This window comes from Stenotrophomonas sp. ASS1 (genome assembly GCF_004346925.1).
Lineage (GTDB): Bacteria > Pseudomonadota > Gammaproteobacteria > Xanthomonadales > Xanthomonadaceae > Stenotrophomonas > Stenotrophomonas maltophilia_A.
The window spans coordinates 1,256,096-1,270,575 of the sequence record NZ_CP031167.1; the positions used below are offsets into that span (position 1 = coordinate 1,256,096).

General features: G+C 67.0%; 11 protein-coding genes. 4 read left to right on the forward strand and 7 right to left on the reverse strand.

From position 1 onward, the window contains the following. Positions 1–8: 8 nt before the first annotated feature. The gene (gene mutS, locus MG068_RS05845; protein WP_489686044.1) at positions 9–2,678 is read right to left on the reverse strand and encodes a DNA mismatch repair protein MutS; all 2,670 of its coding nucleotides are present in this window, start codon (positions 2,676–2,678) and stop codon (positions 9–11) included. 227 nt (positions 2,679–2,905) lie between these two features. Here mutS and MG068_RS05850 point away from each other — a divergent pair, with 227 nt between their 5' ends. Both MG068_RS05850 and MG068_RS05855 read left to right on the forward strand, forming a co-directional pair. After that, the gene (locus MG068_RS05850; protein ID WP_032127545.1) at positions 2,906–4,183 is read left to right on the forward strand and encodes an O-antigen ligase family protein; all 1,278 of its coding nucleotides are present in this window, start codon (positions 2,906–2,908) and stop codon (positions 4,181–4,183) included. Next, positions 4,183–5,175 (forward strand): glycosyltransferase, encoded by a 993-nt coding sequence (locus tag MG068_RS05855; protein WP_132809611.1) that lies wholly within the window; start codon positions 4,183–4,185, stop codon positions 5,173–5,175. The genes MG068_RS05850 and MG068_RS05855 overlap by 1 nt, the downstream gene beginning before the upstream one ends. Positions 5,176–5,204: 29 nt before the next feature. Here the strand turns inward: MG068_RS05855 and MG068_RS05860 are convergent, their stop codons facing one another. Next, positions 5,205–5,597: a barstar family protein gene (locus MG068_RS05860; protein WP_049462356.1), complete on the reverse strand. Its 393-nt coding sequence runs from the start codon at positions 5,595–5,597 to the stop codon at positions 5,205–5,207. A gap of 280 nt (positions 5,598–5,877) precedes the next feature. Between MG068_RS05860 and MG068_RS05865 the strand changes: the two genes are divergently transcribed. Together MG068_RS05865 and MG068_RS05870 are read left to right on the forward strand one after the other, a co-directional pair. After that, on the forward strand, positions 5,878–8,100 hold the full coding sequence (locus MG068_RS05865) for a methyl-accepting chemotaxis protein (RefSeq protein ID WP_132809613.1): 2,223 nt from the start codon (positions 5,878–5,880) through the stop codon (positions 8,098–8,100). Positions 8,101–8,266: 166 nt separating this feature from the next. Continuing rightward, on the forward strand, positions 8,267–8,635 hold the full coding sequence (locus MG068_RS05870; RefSeq protein WP_032127541.1) for a glycine zipper 2TM domain-containing protein: 369 nt from the start codon (positions 8,267–8,269) through the stop codon (positions 8,633–8,635). A 120-nt stretch (positions 8,636–8,755) separates the two neighbouring features. Here the strand turns inward: MG068_RS05870 and MG068_RS05875 are convergent, their stop codons facing one another. From MG068_RS05875 to MG068_RS05895, 5 genes are all read right to left on the reverse strand, one after another. After that, positions 8,756–9,883: an ABC transporter permease gene (locus tag MG068_RS05875; RefSeq protein ID WP_132809615.1), complete on the reverse strand. Its 1,128-nt coding sequence runs from the start codon at positions 9,881–9,883 to the stop codon at positions 8,756–8,758. Then, complete coding sequence (locus MG068_RS05880; RefSeq protein WP_132809616.1) at positions 9,880–11,067, reverse strand: ABC transporter permease; 1,188 nt, start codon at positions 11,065–11,067, stop codon at positions 9,880–9,882. Before MG068_RS05880 ends, MG068_RS05875 begins: the two co-directional genes overlap by 4 nt. Continuing rightward, the gene (locus MG068_RS05885) at positions 11,052–12,065 is read right to left on the reverse strand and encodes an HlyD family secretion protein (protein ID WP_032127538.1); all 1,014 of its coding nucleotides are present in this window, start codon (positions 12,063–12,065) and stop codon (positions 11,052–11,054) included. The genes MG068_RS05880 and MG068_RS05885 overlap by 16 nt, the downstream gene beginning before the upstream one ends. Next, positions 12,058–13,464, reverse strand: coding sequence for a TolC family protein (locus MG068_RS05890; protein WP_132809618.1), 1,407 nt, complete (start codon positions 13,462–13,464; stop codon positions 12,058–12,060). The genes MG068_RS05885 and MG068_RS05890 overlap by 8 nt, the downstream gene beginning before the upstream one ends. A gap of 78 nt (positions 13,465–13,542) precedes the next feature. After that, positions 13,543–14,436, reverse strand: coding sequence for a LysR family transcriptional regulator ArgP (locus MG068_RS05895; protein WP_132809620.1), 894 nt, complete (start codon positions 14,434–14,436; stop codon positions 13,543–13,545). Positions 14,437–14,480 lie beyond the last annotated feature (44 nt).

A 14,480-nucleotide genomic window follows, 5' to 3' on the forward strand; every position in this document is an offset into this window, starting at 1 on the left:
CGCTGCGGTTACAGCAGCGCCTTCAACCGGTACAGGGCTTCCAGCGCCTGCTTCGGGGTCAGCTCGTCCGGGTCGATGGCGGCCAGCGCTTCCTGGGCCTTGTTCGACGGTGCTGCGAACAGCCCGAACTGCTGTGGCGCATCCAGCGCCTGCGGCGCCAGTTCGGCGGCATGGCTTTCACCGCCACGTTGCTCCAGCTCGGCCAGGCGACGACGCGCCTGCGCCACGGTGGCGCGCGGCAGGCCGGCCAGTGCGGCCACCTGCAGGCCGAAGCTGCGGTTGGCGGGGCCGTCCTTCACTGCGTGCATGAACACCAGCGCTTCGCCGTGCTCGACGGCATCCAGATGCACGTTGGCGATGCCGCTGCGGCCACCCTCGTGCTGCTCGTCGGCCAGCGCGGTCAGCTCGAAGTAGTGGGTGGCGAACAGCGTGTAGCAGCGGTTCTGGTAGGCTAGGTGACGGGCCACCGCGTCGGCCAGCGCCAGGCCATCGTAGGTGGACGTGCCACGGCCGATCTCGTCCATCAGCACCAGCGAATGGGCGGTGGCGTGATGCAGGATGTAGCTGGTTTCGGCCATCTCGACCATGAAGGTCGACTGCCCGCGGGCAAGGTCGTCGCCGGCGCCGATGCGGGTCAAGATGCGGTCGATCGGGCCGATCAGCGCACGGCTGGCCGGCACGAAGCTGCCGATGTGGGCCAGCAGCACGATCAGCGCGTTCTGCCGCATGTAGGTCGATTTACCGCCCATGTTCGGGCCGGTGATGACCAGCATGCGACGGTCCGGATGCAGATCCAGATCATTGGGTTCGAACGGCTGCTCGCGCACCGCCTCGACCACCGGGTGGCGGCCACGCTCGATCTTCAGGCACGGCTCGGCCTGCAGCTCCGGGCGCGCCCAGTCCAGCGCCTGCGCGCGTTCGGCGAAGGCCGCCAGTACGTCCAGTTCGCTCAGCGCAGCGGCGCACTGCTTCAGCGGTTCCAGCTGCGTGCCAAGGGTATCCAGCAGCTGCTCGTACAGGTATTTCTCGCGCGACAGCGAGCGGTCACGCGCGGACAGCACCTTGTCCTCGAACGCCTTCAGTTCTTCGGTGATGTAGCGCTCGGCATTGGTCAGCGTCTGGCGGCGGGTGTAGTGCACCGGCGCACGGTCGGACTGGCCCTTGCTGATTTCGATGTAGTAGCCGTGCACGCGGTTGTAGCCCACCTTCAGGGTGGGAATGCCGCTGCTCTCGCGCTCGCGCAGTTCCAGGTCGACCAGGAACTGGTCGGCATGGGTGGACAGGCGGCGCAGCTCGTCCAGCTCTTCATCGAAGCCATCGGCGAGCACGCCGCCGTCGCTCAGCTTCAGCGGCGGCATTTCGGCGATGGCGCTGGCCAGCAGCTGCGCGCACTCATCGTGTTCGCCCAGCGCGGCATGCAGGGCCTGCAGGCGCGGCGAATCCAGCGGCGCCAGCACGTCGCGCACCGCCGGCAGCAGGCCCAGGCCATCGCGCAGGGTGGAGAAATCGCGCGGACGCGCCGAACGCAGTGCGACGCGGGTGAGGATGCGTTCCAGGTCGCCGAGGCGGCGGAACTGCTCGCGGATATCGGCGTCGCTGCCGCGGTGGATGAGGGTTTCCACTGCGTGGTGGCGCTGCACCAGCACCTCGCGCAGGCGCAGCGGGCGGTGCAGCCAGCGCCGCAGCAGGCGCCCGCCCATCGGCGTCACCGTGCTGTCGAGCACGCCCAGCAGGGTATTGCGGGTATCGCCGTCGACGCGCGTATCCAGTTCCAGGTGGCGGCGGGTGGCGGCGTTCATCGCGATCGCTTCGCCTGCGGTTTCCATCGCGATCGAGGTCAGGTGCGGCAGGCGCTGCTTCTGGGTTTCCTCGACATAGCCGAGCAGGGCACCGGCGGCAGCGGTCGCGCGCGGCTTGTCGTCGATGCCGAAGCCGCTCAGGTCATGCAGCTTGAAAAAGTTCAGCAGCTGGCGGCGGCCGCTGTCGGCGTCGAACAGCCACGGCGCGCGGCGACGTACGCCAGTGCGCTGGCGCAGGAACTCCGGCCAGTTCTCTTCATCGGGCACCAGCAGCTCGGCCGGTTCCAGCCGTGCCAGTTCGGCTTCCAGCGCGTCGTCGGTTTCCACCTCGTTGACCAGGAAGCGGCCGCCGGCCAGGTCGGCCCAGGCCAGGCCGTAGCCCTGCTTGCTGCGCGACAGGGCCATCAGCAGGGTGTCGCGGCGTTCATCCAGCAGGGCTTCGTCGGTGACGGTGCCGGGGGTGACGATGCGCACCACCTTGCGCTCGACCAGGCCCTTGGCCAGCGCCGGGTCACCGATCTGCTCGCAGATCGCCACCGACTCGCCCAGCGCCACCAGCCGTGCCAGGTAGCCTTCATAGGCATGTACCGGCACGCCGGCCATCGGGATCGGTGCGCCGCCGGAGCTGCCGCGCTGGGTCAGGGTGATGTCGAGCAGGCGCGCCGCCTTGCGGGCGTCGTCATAGAACAGTTCGTAGAAGTCACCCATGCGGAAGAACAGCAGCAGGTCCGGGTAATCGGACTTGGCCGCGAAGAACTGCTTCATCAGCGGGGTGTGTTCCTTGGACGCCTTGGCGTTGCTGGTGTTGTCTTTTGTATCAGTCACTTGGGGCGTTTCGCGTCTTGGGCAGGGCGTCGGGGCGTGGCCACGCGCAGGCATGGCCGGAGAGGACATTAGTGTAGCGACCTGGGGCGGTCGATGATCCGCGGCACCCGCGCTGGGCCCGGGGGCTGTCCGTGTGCCAACGCCTGCGCCCCTGCGCCGGCACTTTGGTTGATTTCCCCAGGGGCCCGCGGTAGTGTCAGCCCCGGCGATTTCCGCCAAGCGGCCTCCATGGAAACCGGGGCGACTTATCCCCCGGGCGGGCGTTGATGGAAAGAACAAGCATGACTGCAGCCTGCATGGCCGCCGAACCTCGTTACACCTGGCGTACCGTCCTGCTGAGCATCCTGGTCGCCATCGTTCCGCTTGCCGGTTCCGCACCCTACACCTTGCTGAAGGCGGTGCTGCTGCTGGCCCTGCTGGTCACCGGCGTGGTTCTGATCCGCCGCCAGCCCGATGTCCGCCTGCGCTACCGCATCGCCCGGTTCATCGTGATCGTCTGCTTCCTGCGCCTGGCCTATGCCTTCTACAGCATCCTCTGGCACGGGCTGCGCTGGAACGAGCTGGATCTGCCGGCGCAGACACTGCTCTACCTGGGTACCGCTGCCGTGTTCGCCACTGCGCTGGACTGGCGCCTGATCTGGAAGATCTTCGCCGTGTCCACCCTGGTCTTCGGCGGGTCGTGCATCGTGCAGCACCACGTGATGGGCCTTGAACGCGCGCACGGTTTCAGTGGCGGCGAATGGACGGCGATCGAGTTCACCATGGTGACGCTGTGCATGGCGTTGTTCTCGGTCATCCGGTTGATCCAGCCCAATGTGCATCCGGCCGAACGCTGGCTGCACGGCGTGGCCATCGCGGTCGGCGTCTACGGTTCGATCCTGGCGCAGAGCCGCGGGCCGATCCTGGCGTTCATTCCCGCCATGCTGATGGTGATTGCGGTGCACGTCCGGCGCACCCGGCGCTGGCGGGGGGCACTGGCCTTCGTCGGTGCCCTGGTCATTGGCGTGGTCGGTGCCACCTCGGTGCTGAACCATGAGGTGATCCAGCGCTTCGGTGAGGTCAGTGGCGAGATCTCCGGTTTCAACCAGGAAAACGAGGTCGGCTCGGTCCGTGAGCGCATCGCCATGTGGGGCGTGGCGGTCGACGCCTTCGCCGAGCATCCCGTGGCGGGGGTGGGCCTGAACCAGTTCGGTACCTATGCACGTGAGGGCATCGCCCGCGGCGAGGTGTCCGAGTCGATCTTCCGCTACAACCACCCGCACAACGAGTACCTGGAAGCGGCGGTGACCGGTGGCGTGCCGTTGCTGCTGATCATGCTGCTGGTCTTCATCCTGCCCGGCATTCATTTCGTGCGACGTCTCGGCCACGCCGACGACATCACCGCGATGATCGCCACCGCCGGACTTGCCGTGGTCATCGTCTATGCGCTGTCGGCGTTCACGGACAACGTGTTCTACCGGGCGATGCCCCATTCGTTCTATTTCTACCTGGTGCTGGGCTTCATGCTGGCGACCGCCTTGCCTGCGCGCGACCTGCGCCGGCCAGGGAGTCCCTCCTGATGGCGCATATCCACCTGCTGGCCGCCGACAACCAGCGTGGCCTGTCCCATGACATCCAGGTGATCGAGCGCTCGTTGCAGCAGCTCGGGCACACGGTGACGGTCAGCCGTCTGGACGCGGTGCGCAATGGGGGGGCCTGGAAGCTCCGCGGGATGCGCCTGCGCAGGCTGCTGGCCTCGTGGCTGAGCCTGGGGCGCACGCCGGCCCGGTTCGACATCAACATCTCGCTGGAGCATGTCCGGCCGGCAAGCTTCGGACTGGCCGAGGTCAATCTGTTGATTCCGAATCCGGAATGGGTGTCCGCACGCAGCCTGCGGATCCTGCCGCGGTTCGATGCGTTGTTGACCAAGACCGAAGACGCCACGCGCATCTTCAATGCGCTGGGCATGCGCGCGCTGGAAGTCGGTTTCTGCAGCCGTGACCGCTACGACCCGGCGGTGCCGCGCAGACCGCGCAGCTTCCTGCATGCAGCTGGTACCAGTCGCATGAAGGGGACGGCTGCACTCGTCAATGTCTGGAAGCGGCACCCAGAGTGGCCCTTGCTGACCATCCTGCGCGGCGGCCCTTCGGACGAAGATGAGGGCGGGGCCGCGAACCTGCGGATCGTCCGCGAGCGCCTGCCCGACCAGGAGGTGCAGCGCCTGCAGAACGAACATGCGTTCCACCTGTGCCTGTCGCAGACCGAAGGCTGGGGCCATTACCTGGTGGAAGCGATGAGCTGCGGGGCGGTGGTGATCACCTGCGACGGCGCGCCGATGAATCAGATGATCGACGACAGCCGCGGCATCCTGGTTGCCGCGCACGAGGGCGCGCCCTGCCATCTGTCCAGGACCTGGCATGTGGATGAGAAGGCGCTGGAACAGGCCGTCGAGCGTGCGCTGGCGATGGATGAGGCCGAGTGGACCCGGCTGGGCGCCAATGCACGCGCATGGCACCTGGCCAGCGAAGTGGCGTTCCCACGCCGGCTGGGCGAGGCCCTGGCCAAGCTTTGAGCTGATGGGGGCTGGTTGCTGCAGAGTGCTCAGCCTGGCACCAGGGTGATCTGCGGATGGCTGCCGAAGATCTCCATGACGATCTCGAAGTAGGTCTGTCCCTGGCCAAGTGACAGTGCCGTCAACTGAGCGTGGATGGCCGGACCGTTGAACCTGCCGCCCTGATCGAGTTTCGACTGCAGCCAGGCGCGTGTGGTCTCGCGGCCCAGTGCCTCGCGGCTGTGGGCGATGTCGCGCCACACCACCGTGGCGGTGGCATGACCGGCGAGCGCGCCGTAGCCCCCGTGCAGCAGGTCATCAAGCGCGTCCAGGCTTGCGCCCAGCTGCCAGTCTTCGTCGGCCATGAATACACGATTGATTTCCACGTAGAGGCTGGCGATGTCGTTGATGGACGCGCCTTCGATGTGCAGGATCCGTGTCATCTGCAGACTGTAGCCCTCCGGGGCGACGGTTGTGTCCGGCGCAGATAATCCGGGCCGCCCTGGATGGGGTGGCGTTATTATGGTGTTAATCCTGCGTGATTTTCATCGGGCGCTGGCGTGTCAGCGCTATTCGATAAGGATATGGCGCTATTATCGGTCGCCGCATTTTCTGACTGCCTGCACAGTTCCATATATTTGGATCGGTCCATATATAAAGTCCCGTAAAGTTTCCCTCCGCTGCGCCGCCATCGAACGTACGGCCACGATCAAGGGAATTGAGATGCTTGCCTTACGTAATCTCCGTGTGGGATCCCGGCTTGGCGCCGGCTTCGGTCTGCTGCTGCTGTTCATCATGGCCATCGTCGGCCTGGTGCTGTATGGGAATCAGCTGAAATCCGCCCAGTTCGAGAAAGTGGTGGACGTCAACATGGTGAAGATGCGCCTGTTGAATGACATGCTTGATACCAACAACGCGGTGCTGATGCATCGTCGCCTGATGGTGATCAAGCGGGGTGACGAGTTCGACAAGGATTACCAGCGTGCCCAGGAGTTGTCGCGGACCTATGACGGTATCTGGGCCAAGTACATCAAGATTCCGCGTGACGCTACCGGCGATACCCTGGTCGCGCGCATCGAGGCGGCCCGCAAGGCCACCGATGCATCAACCCAGCAATTGCATGAGCGCATGAAGGCGGGGGATTTCGATGGTGCAGCGAAGGAGCTGCTGGCCGAGCACGGATTGGCAACGGCCTGGAATGAATCCATTTCGGCCCTGCTGCGCCACCAGGAAACACTGACCGAACGCAGCCGCGAAGAGTACCGCGCAACTGAATCGTGGACCGGCACGCTGTCGATCGCGTTCGGGGCACTGAGCCTGTTGCTGGGGACGTTGGCGGCCTGGGCGATCACCCGCAGCCTGACCCGCCCGCTGGAAGGAGCGGTGAAGCTGGCCGACGGCATCGCCAGTGGCCGCCTGGACAGCAGCATCGACGCCACCGGCAACGATGAGGTGACCCAGCTGCTGAAGTCGATGCAGCGCATGCAGGCACAGCTGCAGTCGGTGATGGCGGCACAGGGGGAGCTGGCCCGCCAGCACGATGCCGGCAGCCTCAGCTACCGCATGGACGAGAGCGCGTTCCCCGGTGACTACGGGCGCATGGTGCATGAGACCAATGCGCTGGTTGGATCGCACGTGCAGGTACAGAACCGGCTGATCGAGGTGATGAAACACTACGCACGCGGCGATCTGTCGGTGGACATGGACCCGCTGCCCGGTGAGAAGGCGGCGATCACCCAGGCGATGGACGAAACCAAGTCCAGCCTGTCGGCGATCAACAGCGAGATCCGCCGGTTGGCGACAGCGGCTGCGGCAGGCGACTTCAGCCTGCGCGGCGACGAAGATCGCTTCGCCTATGATTTCCGCGACATGGTGGCCGGGCTCAACCGCCTGATGCAGACCACCGACGAGAACCTGGTGCAGGTCTCGACCCTGCTGCAGGCCATCTCGCGCGGCGACCTGACCGTGCGCATGCGGGGTGATTTCCATGGCGTGTTCGCGCGCATGCGTGATGACTGCAACGCCACCGTCGACCAGCTCAAGCAGATCGTCGGCCGCATCCAGTCCAGCGCCTCCAGCATCAATCTGGCCGCAGGTGAAATCGCTTCTGGCAACACCGACCTGTCGCGGCGTACCGAACAGCAGGCGGCAAACCTGGAAGAAACGGCAGCATCGATGGAGGAACTGACCTCCACCGTGAAGCAGAATGCCGAGCATGCACGGCAGGCCAACCAATTGGCCATCGGCGCGCATGGTGTTGCTTCCCAGGGCGGTGAAGTGGTGGGCCAGGTGGTCACCACGATGTCGGCCATCGAGGCATCGTCGAAGAAGATCGCCGAGATCATCAGCGTCATCGACGGCATCGCCTTCCAGACCAATATCCTCGCGCTGAACGCGGCGGTCGAAGCTGCGCGTGCCGGCGAGCAGGGCAGGGGCTTTGCAGTGGTGGCCAGCGAAGTGCGTACGCTGGCGCAGCGCTCGGCGGGTGCGGCCAAGGAGATCAAGGGGCTGATCGAGGATTCGGTCGGCAAGGTCGCCGACGGCTCGGCACTGGTCCGCCAGGCGGGCACCACGATGGGCGAGATCGTGGCCTCGGTGCAGCGCGTGACCGACATCATGGCCGATATCTCTGCTGCCTCCCAGGAGCAGAGCTCGGGCATCGAACAGGTCAACCAGGCGGTGGTGCAGATGGATGAGACCACGCAGCAGAATGCGGCGCTGGTCGAGGAAGCCAGTGCTGCAGCGCGCTCGATGGAGGAGCAGGCCAACCTGCTGGCCGAGGCGGTTTCGGTGTTCCGCACGGGGGCGGTGACCGCCGCCGCCGCGGTGCGCCCGGCGCTGGCAGCCGTGGCGGCATCGGTTGCGCCGGTGCGCCGGCCCGCGGTGCTGTCGCCGCGGATCGAGCCGACGCTGGCCGCCAATGCGGGTGGCTGGGAAGAGTTCTAGCAAGGCAGCACGCCGGCAGGGAGACGGCGCCCATCGCGACGGCTGGTCGCGATGGGCGCGGATTTTCTTCCTGAACGTGCGATGGCCGATGAAGTGGCGGACACGCGCATTTCACTTCCGGTTGCCAACCGCGGGAGGACACTGGCGCCATACCGGAACTCAGGAGATGGCCATGAAGACCTCGACCCGATTGCTTGTGCTGGGCACCCTGCTGGCAGCTTCGTCGGTGGCCGGCGCGCAGACCTATGGCCCGCGCGATGAGGGACGCAAGTTCAACGACGGCAGCCGCGTGGTCTGCAAGAACGTGGAAGTGCAGCGCAACTCGCGCGATCCGAACCGCATCACGGGTACCGCTACCGGCGCCGTGATCGGTGGCCTGCTCGGCAATCAGGTGGGCGGCGGCAATGGCAAGAAACTGGCCACCGTGGCCGGTGCCGTTGCAGGTGGTGCAGCCGGTCGCCAGATCCAGGGCAACAGCCAGCAGAAGAACGGCGACCGCGTGGTGGAACGTCGCTGCGAACGCGTCTACCGCTGATTGACCGACCTGGTTGGCCCTTCCACGATGCAGTATCCGAACGCCGGCCTCGCGCCGGCGTTCTTCGTTGCAGGAAAAGGGGACGGAGGGGATTAAGTCGTAATTCCCCAAACCGGCCGCTTACGACTTAATCCCCTCCGTCCCCTTTTTTGCGAGGAGGCGCCAGCTGGCAAGGCTGCCGTAGAGCACAAGCAGGGCGGTGAGGGTGATCAGTTCGTGGCTGACTTCGGCCAGGCTGGCGTCCATCTGGTTCAGGCGCACCATCAGGTTGATGCCCGAGGTGGTCGGCAACAGCTGCGCCAGCCAGACCAGCGGTTGTGGCGTCATCACTGCCGGCCACGACAGGTTGGCCAGGAAGAACAGCGGGATCGAGGTGGCGATGATGTACTGGAAGGCGCGTTCGCGGGTGCGGAAGAAACTGCCGACGAACAGGCCGAAGGCCACGGTGGCGGCGATGAACAAGGTGCCGCCGAGCAGCTGGCCCAATGGGTTGCCGCCGCGCGGATAGTCCTGCACCCAGGCGGTGAAGCCGGCGTAGTAGAACAGGCCGAACAGGCCGATCAGGCCGAAGCCCAACGCCATGCCAGCCAGGGTCGGCAGGTCGAAGCGCAGGCGCCGGCCGAGTGCGAGGCGACGGCCACCGAGCAGGACGCCGATGCCCATCAGCAGGGTCTGGTGCACGATCAGCTCGGCCACTCCCGGCACGATGGCGCTGCCGTAGCCTTCCTGGGTGTTGTACAGCGGGCGCTGCACCAGCGTGACCGGCGGTGCCTGCGGTGCGCCCATGAAGGCGGCCTGGCCGACCACGGCATCACGTCCGAACGCGCCCAGTGCATCGGCCACGCTGCCCAGCACCCAACTGGCACGGCCCAGGTAGGCGCCGTTGCCGAGCAGCACCAGCTTGGCCGGATGGCCGCGCAGGATGTCGCGCTCCAGGTTGGCCGGGATCAGCACGATGCCTTCGGCGTGGCCGGCTTCCAGCTGCTGGCGCGCGCTGTCGATGTCTGCCGGTTGCCCGACCACGCGCGCAACACGGAGTGCATCGAGCTTGCGCAGCAGCTCGCGGCTGGTCGCGCTGTGGTCTTCATCCACCACCAGTACCGGCAGGTTGCCGGCCACCTGGTGGCGATACGCGGCCGGGTAGAAGAACGAGTACAGGATCACCGCGCCGACCATCACCACGATCGCATAGCGGTCGCACAGCACCGCCATCAGGGTCTGCCGCAGGCTGCGCCACAGTGCGCTCATGCGTCGGCCCCCGCCGGTTGCGCGGCTTCGGGCGTACGCGCGAAGGCGATCAGGCGCAGCCCACCGATGCCGCCAGCCACCACTGACATCAGCAGCAACGTGGCCAGCGGCCATACCGAAACCTGCAGCGGCGAACCGATGAACTGTTGCTGGGTCTGCAGCTTGATATAGGCGCTGAGCGGCAGCAGCTGATGCCAGATGCGGGTGAACAGGGGGCCATCCAGCACCGGGAAGGTGGCGCTGGAGAACGCCAGTGCAGTACCGATGCTGAGGCCGACCGCGGACAGCGCGGTACCCATGTCGCGGGTGACGCCGACGAAGAACAACGCGTAGGCCGCAGTAGCCAGATAGAACAGGGGTTGAGCGAGCAGCAGCAGGAGCACGCTGCCGGCCACACCATCACCGCGCAGCCAGGCCAGGTAGCCGATGCCGAGCGCGCCATACAGCGAGAACAGCAGGACGTACGGCGCGATCTTGCCGGCAATCGCCGGCCACGGTGTGCGGCCGAGCCAGGCGGGCAGGCTGCCGTCGCGGATCTCGCGGCCGAGACTGCCGGCCACGGCAAGCGCCAGTACCAGTGACAGCACCGCTGGGAAGATCAGCGGCAGCAGGAACAGCTCGTAGCTGCGCGCCGGGTTGTACAGGATGTCCGACTGCACCGCGATCGGTGCCGCACGCAGCTTGCCCGGGCCGACCTGCAGGCCGATGCGCTCGCGCAGCAGGCGTGCGTTCCAGGCCGAGACCGCGTCGCCGATATCGCGCGCCGCGGACTGGCCGGTGGTCATGTAGGTGGCGTTGTAATAGGCGAACACCGTGCCCTGGCGTCCACGCAACGCCTGCCGGGTGACATCGCGCGGCACCAGTACGATGGCGAATACATCCAGCCGACGCAGCTGCGAACGTGCATCTTGCATGTCCGCAGGCTGGCTGGCGATGCGCACGCCGGGGCTGGCATCGAGCATGCGCAGCAGCAGGCGGCTGTCGCTGCTGTGGTCGAGGTCGACCACGGCGATCGGGATGTCGCGCATCACCGAGGGCGTGAACATCCACGCCATCACGGCCAGCATCAGCAGCGGCAGCAGGGTGACCAGCAGCAGGTCGGCGCGGTTGCCGCGCAGCGACCGCAGCTCGCGCCGCCAGTTGGCGGCGAAGCTGCTGCTGTCGGGGCTCAGTGCTGGGGCCATGCGAACAGCACGCTCATGCCGGGGCGGAAGCCCTCGATGCGGCGTACCGGGCGCACCCGCACCTCGAAGCTGCGGACGTCGTAGCCGGACGACTGGCGGGTGGTCCGCCAGGTCGCATAGTCACCGGCCGGATTGATGAAATAAACCTCGAACTCGCCGTCCTGGCCAAGCGCCGGCACGCTGCCCTGCAGCTTGCTGCCGACCTTCAGGCCCTGCATCTGCGATTCGCGCAGGTTCATCGCCACCCACATGCGGTCGATGTCGACCAGGGTGAACACCGGATAGCCCGCTGGCACCAGTTCGCCGGGGTCGGCCATGCGCTTGTTGATCTCGCCGGCCACCGGCGCGCGCCCTTCCACTTCGACACGCGCGGCGTTGACTTCGGCCACCGCGCCCTGTGCCTGCTGCACCTGGCCCTGCGCGGCACGCTTGTCCTGCTCGCGTGCGCCGGCCAAGGCCATGTCGTACTGCGCGCGGGCGGCACGGGCCAGTTCGCGCGAGCTGGTGGCCTGGGCATGCGCTTCATCGCGCTTCTGCCGGGTCATCACCCCTTCGTTGAACAGGTTCTGCACGCGCTGGTAGGTGGCTTCAGCCAGCGTCGCACCGGCTTCAGCCCGCTTCCAGTTCGCTTCGGCGGCGCGGATGTCCTCGCTGCGCGCACCTTCGTCGGCCTTGTCGGCCACCGCCTGTGCGGCGGCCAATGCGCCGTGCGCCTGCTGCTCCTTGGCGGCCACTTCGGGGCTGTCGAGCAGGAACAGCACCTGCCCGGGCTGCACGCGGTCGCCCTCGCGCACCTTCAGTTCGGCCACGCGCGCGGTGATCTTGGCGGCCACGTTGATCGTGTCCGCATCGGCCATGCCCTGGATCTGGTCGGCCGGACTGCGCCAGGCCAGCCACAGGCCGAGCACCACCACGACCAGCAGCACCACTATCAGGATCGGGCCCAGACGGCGCTTGGCCGGGGGCGTAGTTGCATCGTCGTGCAGCACATCACTCATGGTCGATCACCTCGTCCGCACGCCGCCGGAACTCTTCGAAACGGTCCATCTGTCCACTGACCTCCAGCAACTGTGCCAGCGCAATATCGTATTGGTAGGCGGCCTGTGCGCGCTCGACGCGGGCGCCGCCGAGGCCGAGCCGCGCGTCGATCACATCCAGCGAGGTGGCCTGGCCTTCGCGGAACGCCAGCTCCTGCAGGCGCAGGTTTTCCTGTGCCTGGGCGATGCTGCTGTCGAGCAGCACGTACTGCTGGCGTGCGGTTTCCAGCTCGTTCCAGGCCTTGCGCACGCCCAGTGCGACCTGGTTCTCGGCCTCGCGCAGGCCCGCTTCGGCCTGTTCCTGCTGTGCACGCGCGGCGCTGATCTGCGCCGGCCGCGAGTTCGGCGACAGGAAGGTGTACTTCAGGCCGATGCCGAACGCCCAGTCCGGATCGGTCAGCATCTCGTCGCGGCGGCGGAAGTCGTACTGGCCGAAGGCGAAGATCTGCGGCTTCAGCTTGGCCTGCTGCACGCGCACGCCCTGTTCTGCCTGCGCCACCATCGCCCGCAGGCGTGCGATCTGCGGCTGGCGCGCCTGCGCCGTGCGCTCGAAGCTGGCCACCGGTTCCAGCGGCACGCGCCGCACGAACAGCGGCGACACCGGCTGCACCTCGCCACCACTGCGCAGCAGCGTGGCCAGCGCGGCCTTCAGCGTGGCCAAGTCGTTCACCGTTTTCTGGTATTCGCGCTCGGCCTTGTCGCGAGCCACGGTGGCCTGCAGGCGCTGGGCGCGGGTGGCGAAGCCCTCGCGTTCCAGCTTCTCTGCGTCGGACAGGTGGCGGTTCAGGCCATCGCGTACGTCGCGCCGCACATCCACTGCCTGCTCGGCCAGGCGCTGGCCGAAATAGGCCTGGGCCAGCTGCACGGCCAGCGATTGGCGCTGAGCCTCGCGCTCGGCGCTGGCCTGCTCGTGGGCAGCGCTGGCGGCACGTTGCGCGGCCGGAATCACGCCGCCGGTGTACAACGGCAGCACCGCCGTCACCACCGGGCGGGTACGCCAGTCGCGTTCGGTGAACGACAGCGGCGAGTCGATGCCATAGGCCTCGGCCACCGGTGCCAGCGAACCCAGTGGCAGGGTGAGGGTCTTCTGGAACTGCAGGCGGCGCACTTCGCCGGTGATCTCCGGCAGGCGCAGCAGGCGGGTGGCGTCCTGCAGGTCCTGCTTGTTGCGTACCGCTGCATCGGCGGCGGCCAGTGCATCGGAGACCTGCTCCAGGCGCTGCCGTGCCTGCTCCCAGTCCAATGCGGGTGCATCGGTGAGGGTCTGCGCCTGCGCAGCCAGTGGCAGGCAGGTCGTCAGCGCCAGCGCCAGCGCGGCCTTCGCGCAGTGCATCCTTGTACGTCGGCCGATCACGCCCATGCCGTCCCAATGGTGAAGAAGTGCGCAAACGGTAGTGCGCGCGGCGTGAAGCCCGGGTCTGCGGTCATTGGATTGTCCTCAACGAAGGGTGCCGCTGGCTGCAGTGCGCAGCGCCTGGGTGATGTGCTGCAGCGTGCTTGAACGCACGGCAGCATGCTGCCAGTACAGCGGCACGTCGAGCCAGCGGCGGGGTTCCAGTACCACCACGCGGCCGGCGCGCACGGCGGGCGCGACCAGGGTTTCCGGGGCCATGCCCCAGCCGAGTCCGCACGCGGCGGCTTCGACGAAACCGGTGGAGGAGGGCAGGTAGTGTAGCGGCGGCTGCAGTCGCGCGCGGGTCAGCCGCCGCACGAAGCGCCACTGCAGTTCATCCTTGCGGTTGAACACCAGCATCGGTGCGCGCGCCAGGGCCGTGGCCTGCATGCCGTCGCGGAAGTACTGGCGGGCGAAGCCGGGCGAGGCGATGGCGTGGTAACGCATGGCGCCGAGCGGATGCACGTTGCAGCCCTTCACCGGTTGGCTTTCGGCAGTGACCGCGCCGAGCACGCTGCCATCGCGCAGCAGCTGCAGGGTATGGTCCTGGTCATCCATGCGCAGGTCGAACAGGTAGCCATGGTGCTGGTGCAGTTCGGCGATGGCCGGTACGAACCAGGTATCGAGCGAGTCATCGTTGACCGCCAACGGGATCGGCGTGCGCGCGGCATCGCTGCCGCGTTCGGGCAGCAGTTCGGCCAATGCCTCGGCCTCCAGCGCCTGCATCGGCCGGACCCGGCGCAGCAGCGCTTCGCCTGCGGCGGTGGGCCGGCACGGTGCCTGACGTACCACCAGTACCTGGCCGAGCCTGTCCTCCAGCGCCTTGATCCGTTGCGACAGGGCCGACGGGCTGATCGACAGGCGGCGTGCCGCGGCGTCGAAGCTGCCTTCTTCCAGCACCGCAGCAAACGCGGCCAGTTGCGGATGTACCAGATCCATGCCGGTGCCTCTTCAGTTTTCCTGCACAGGATAAAGAAAAATCA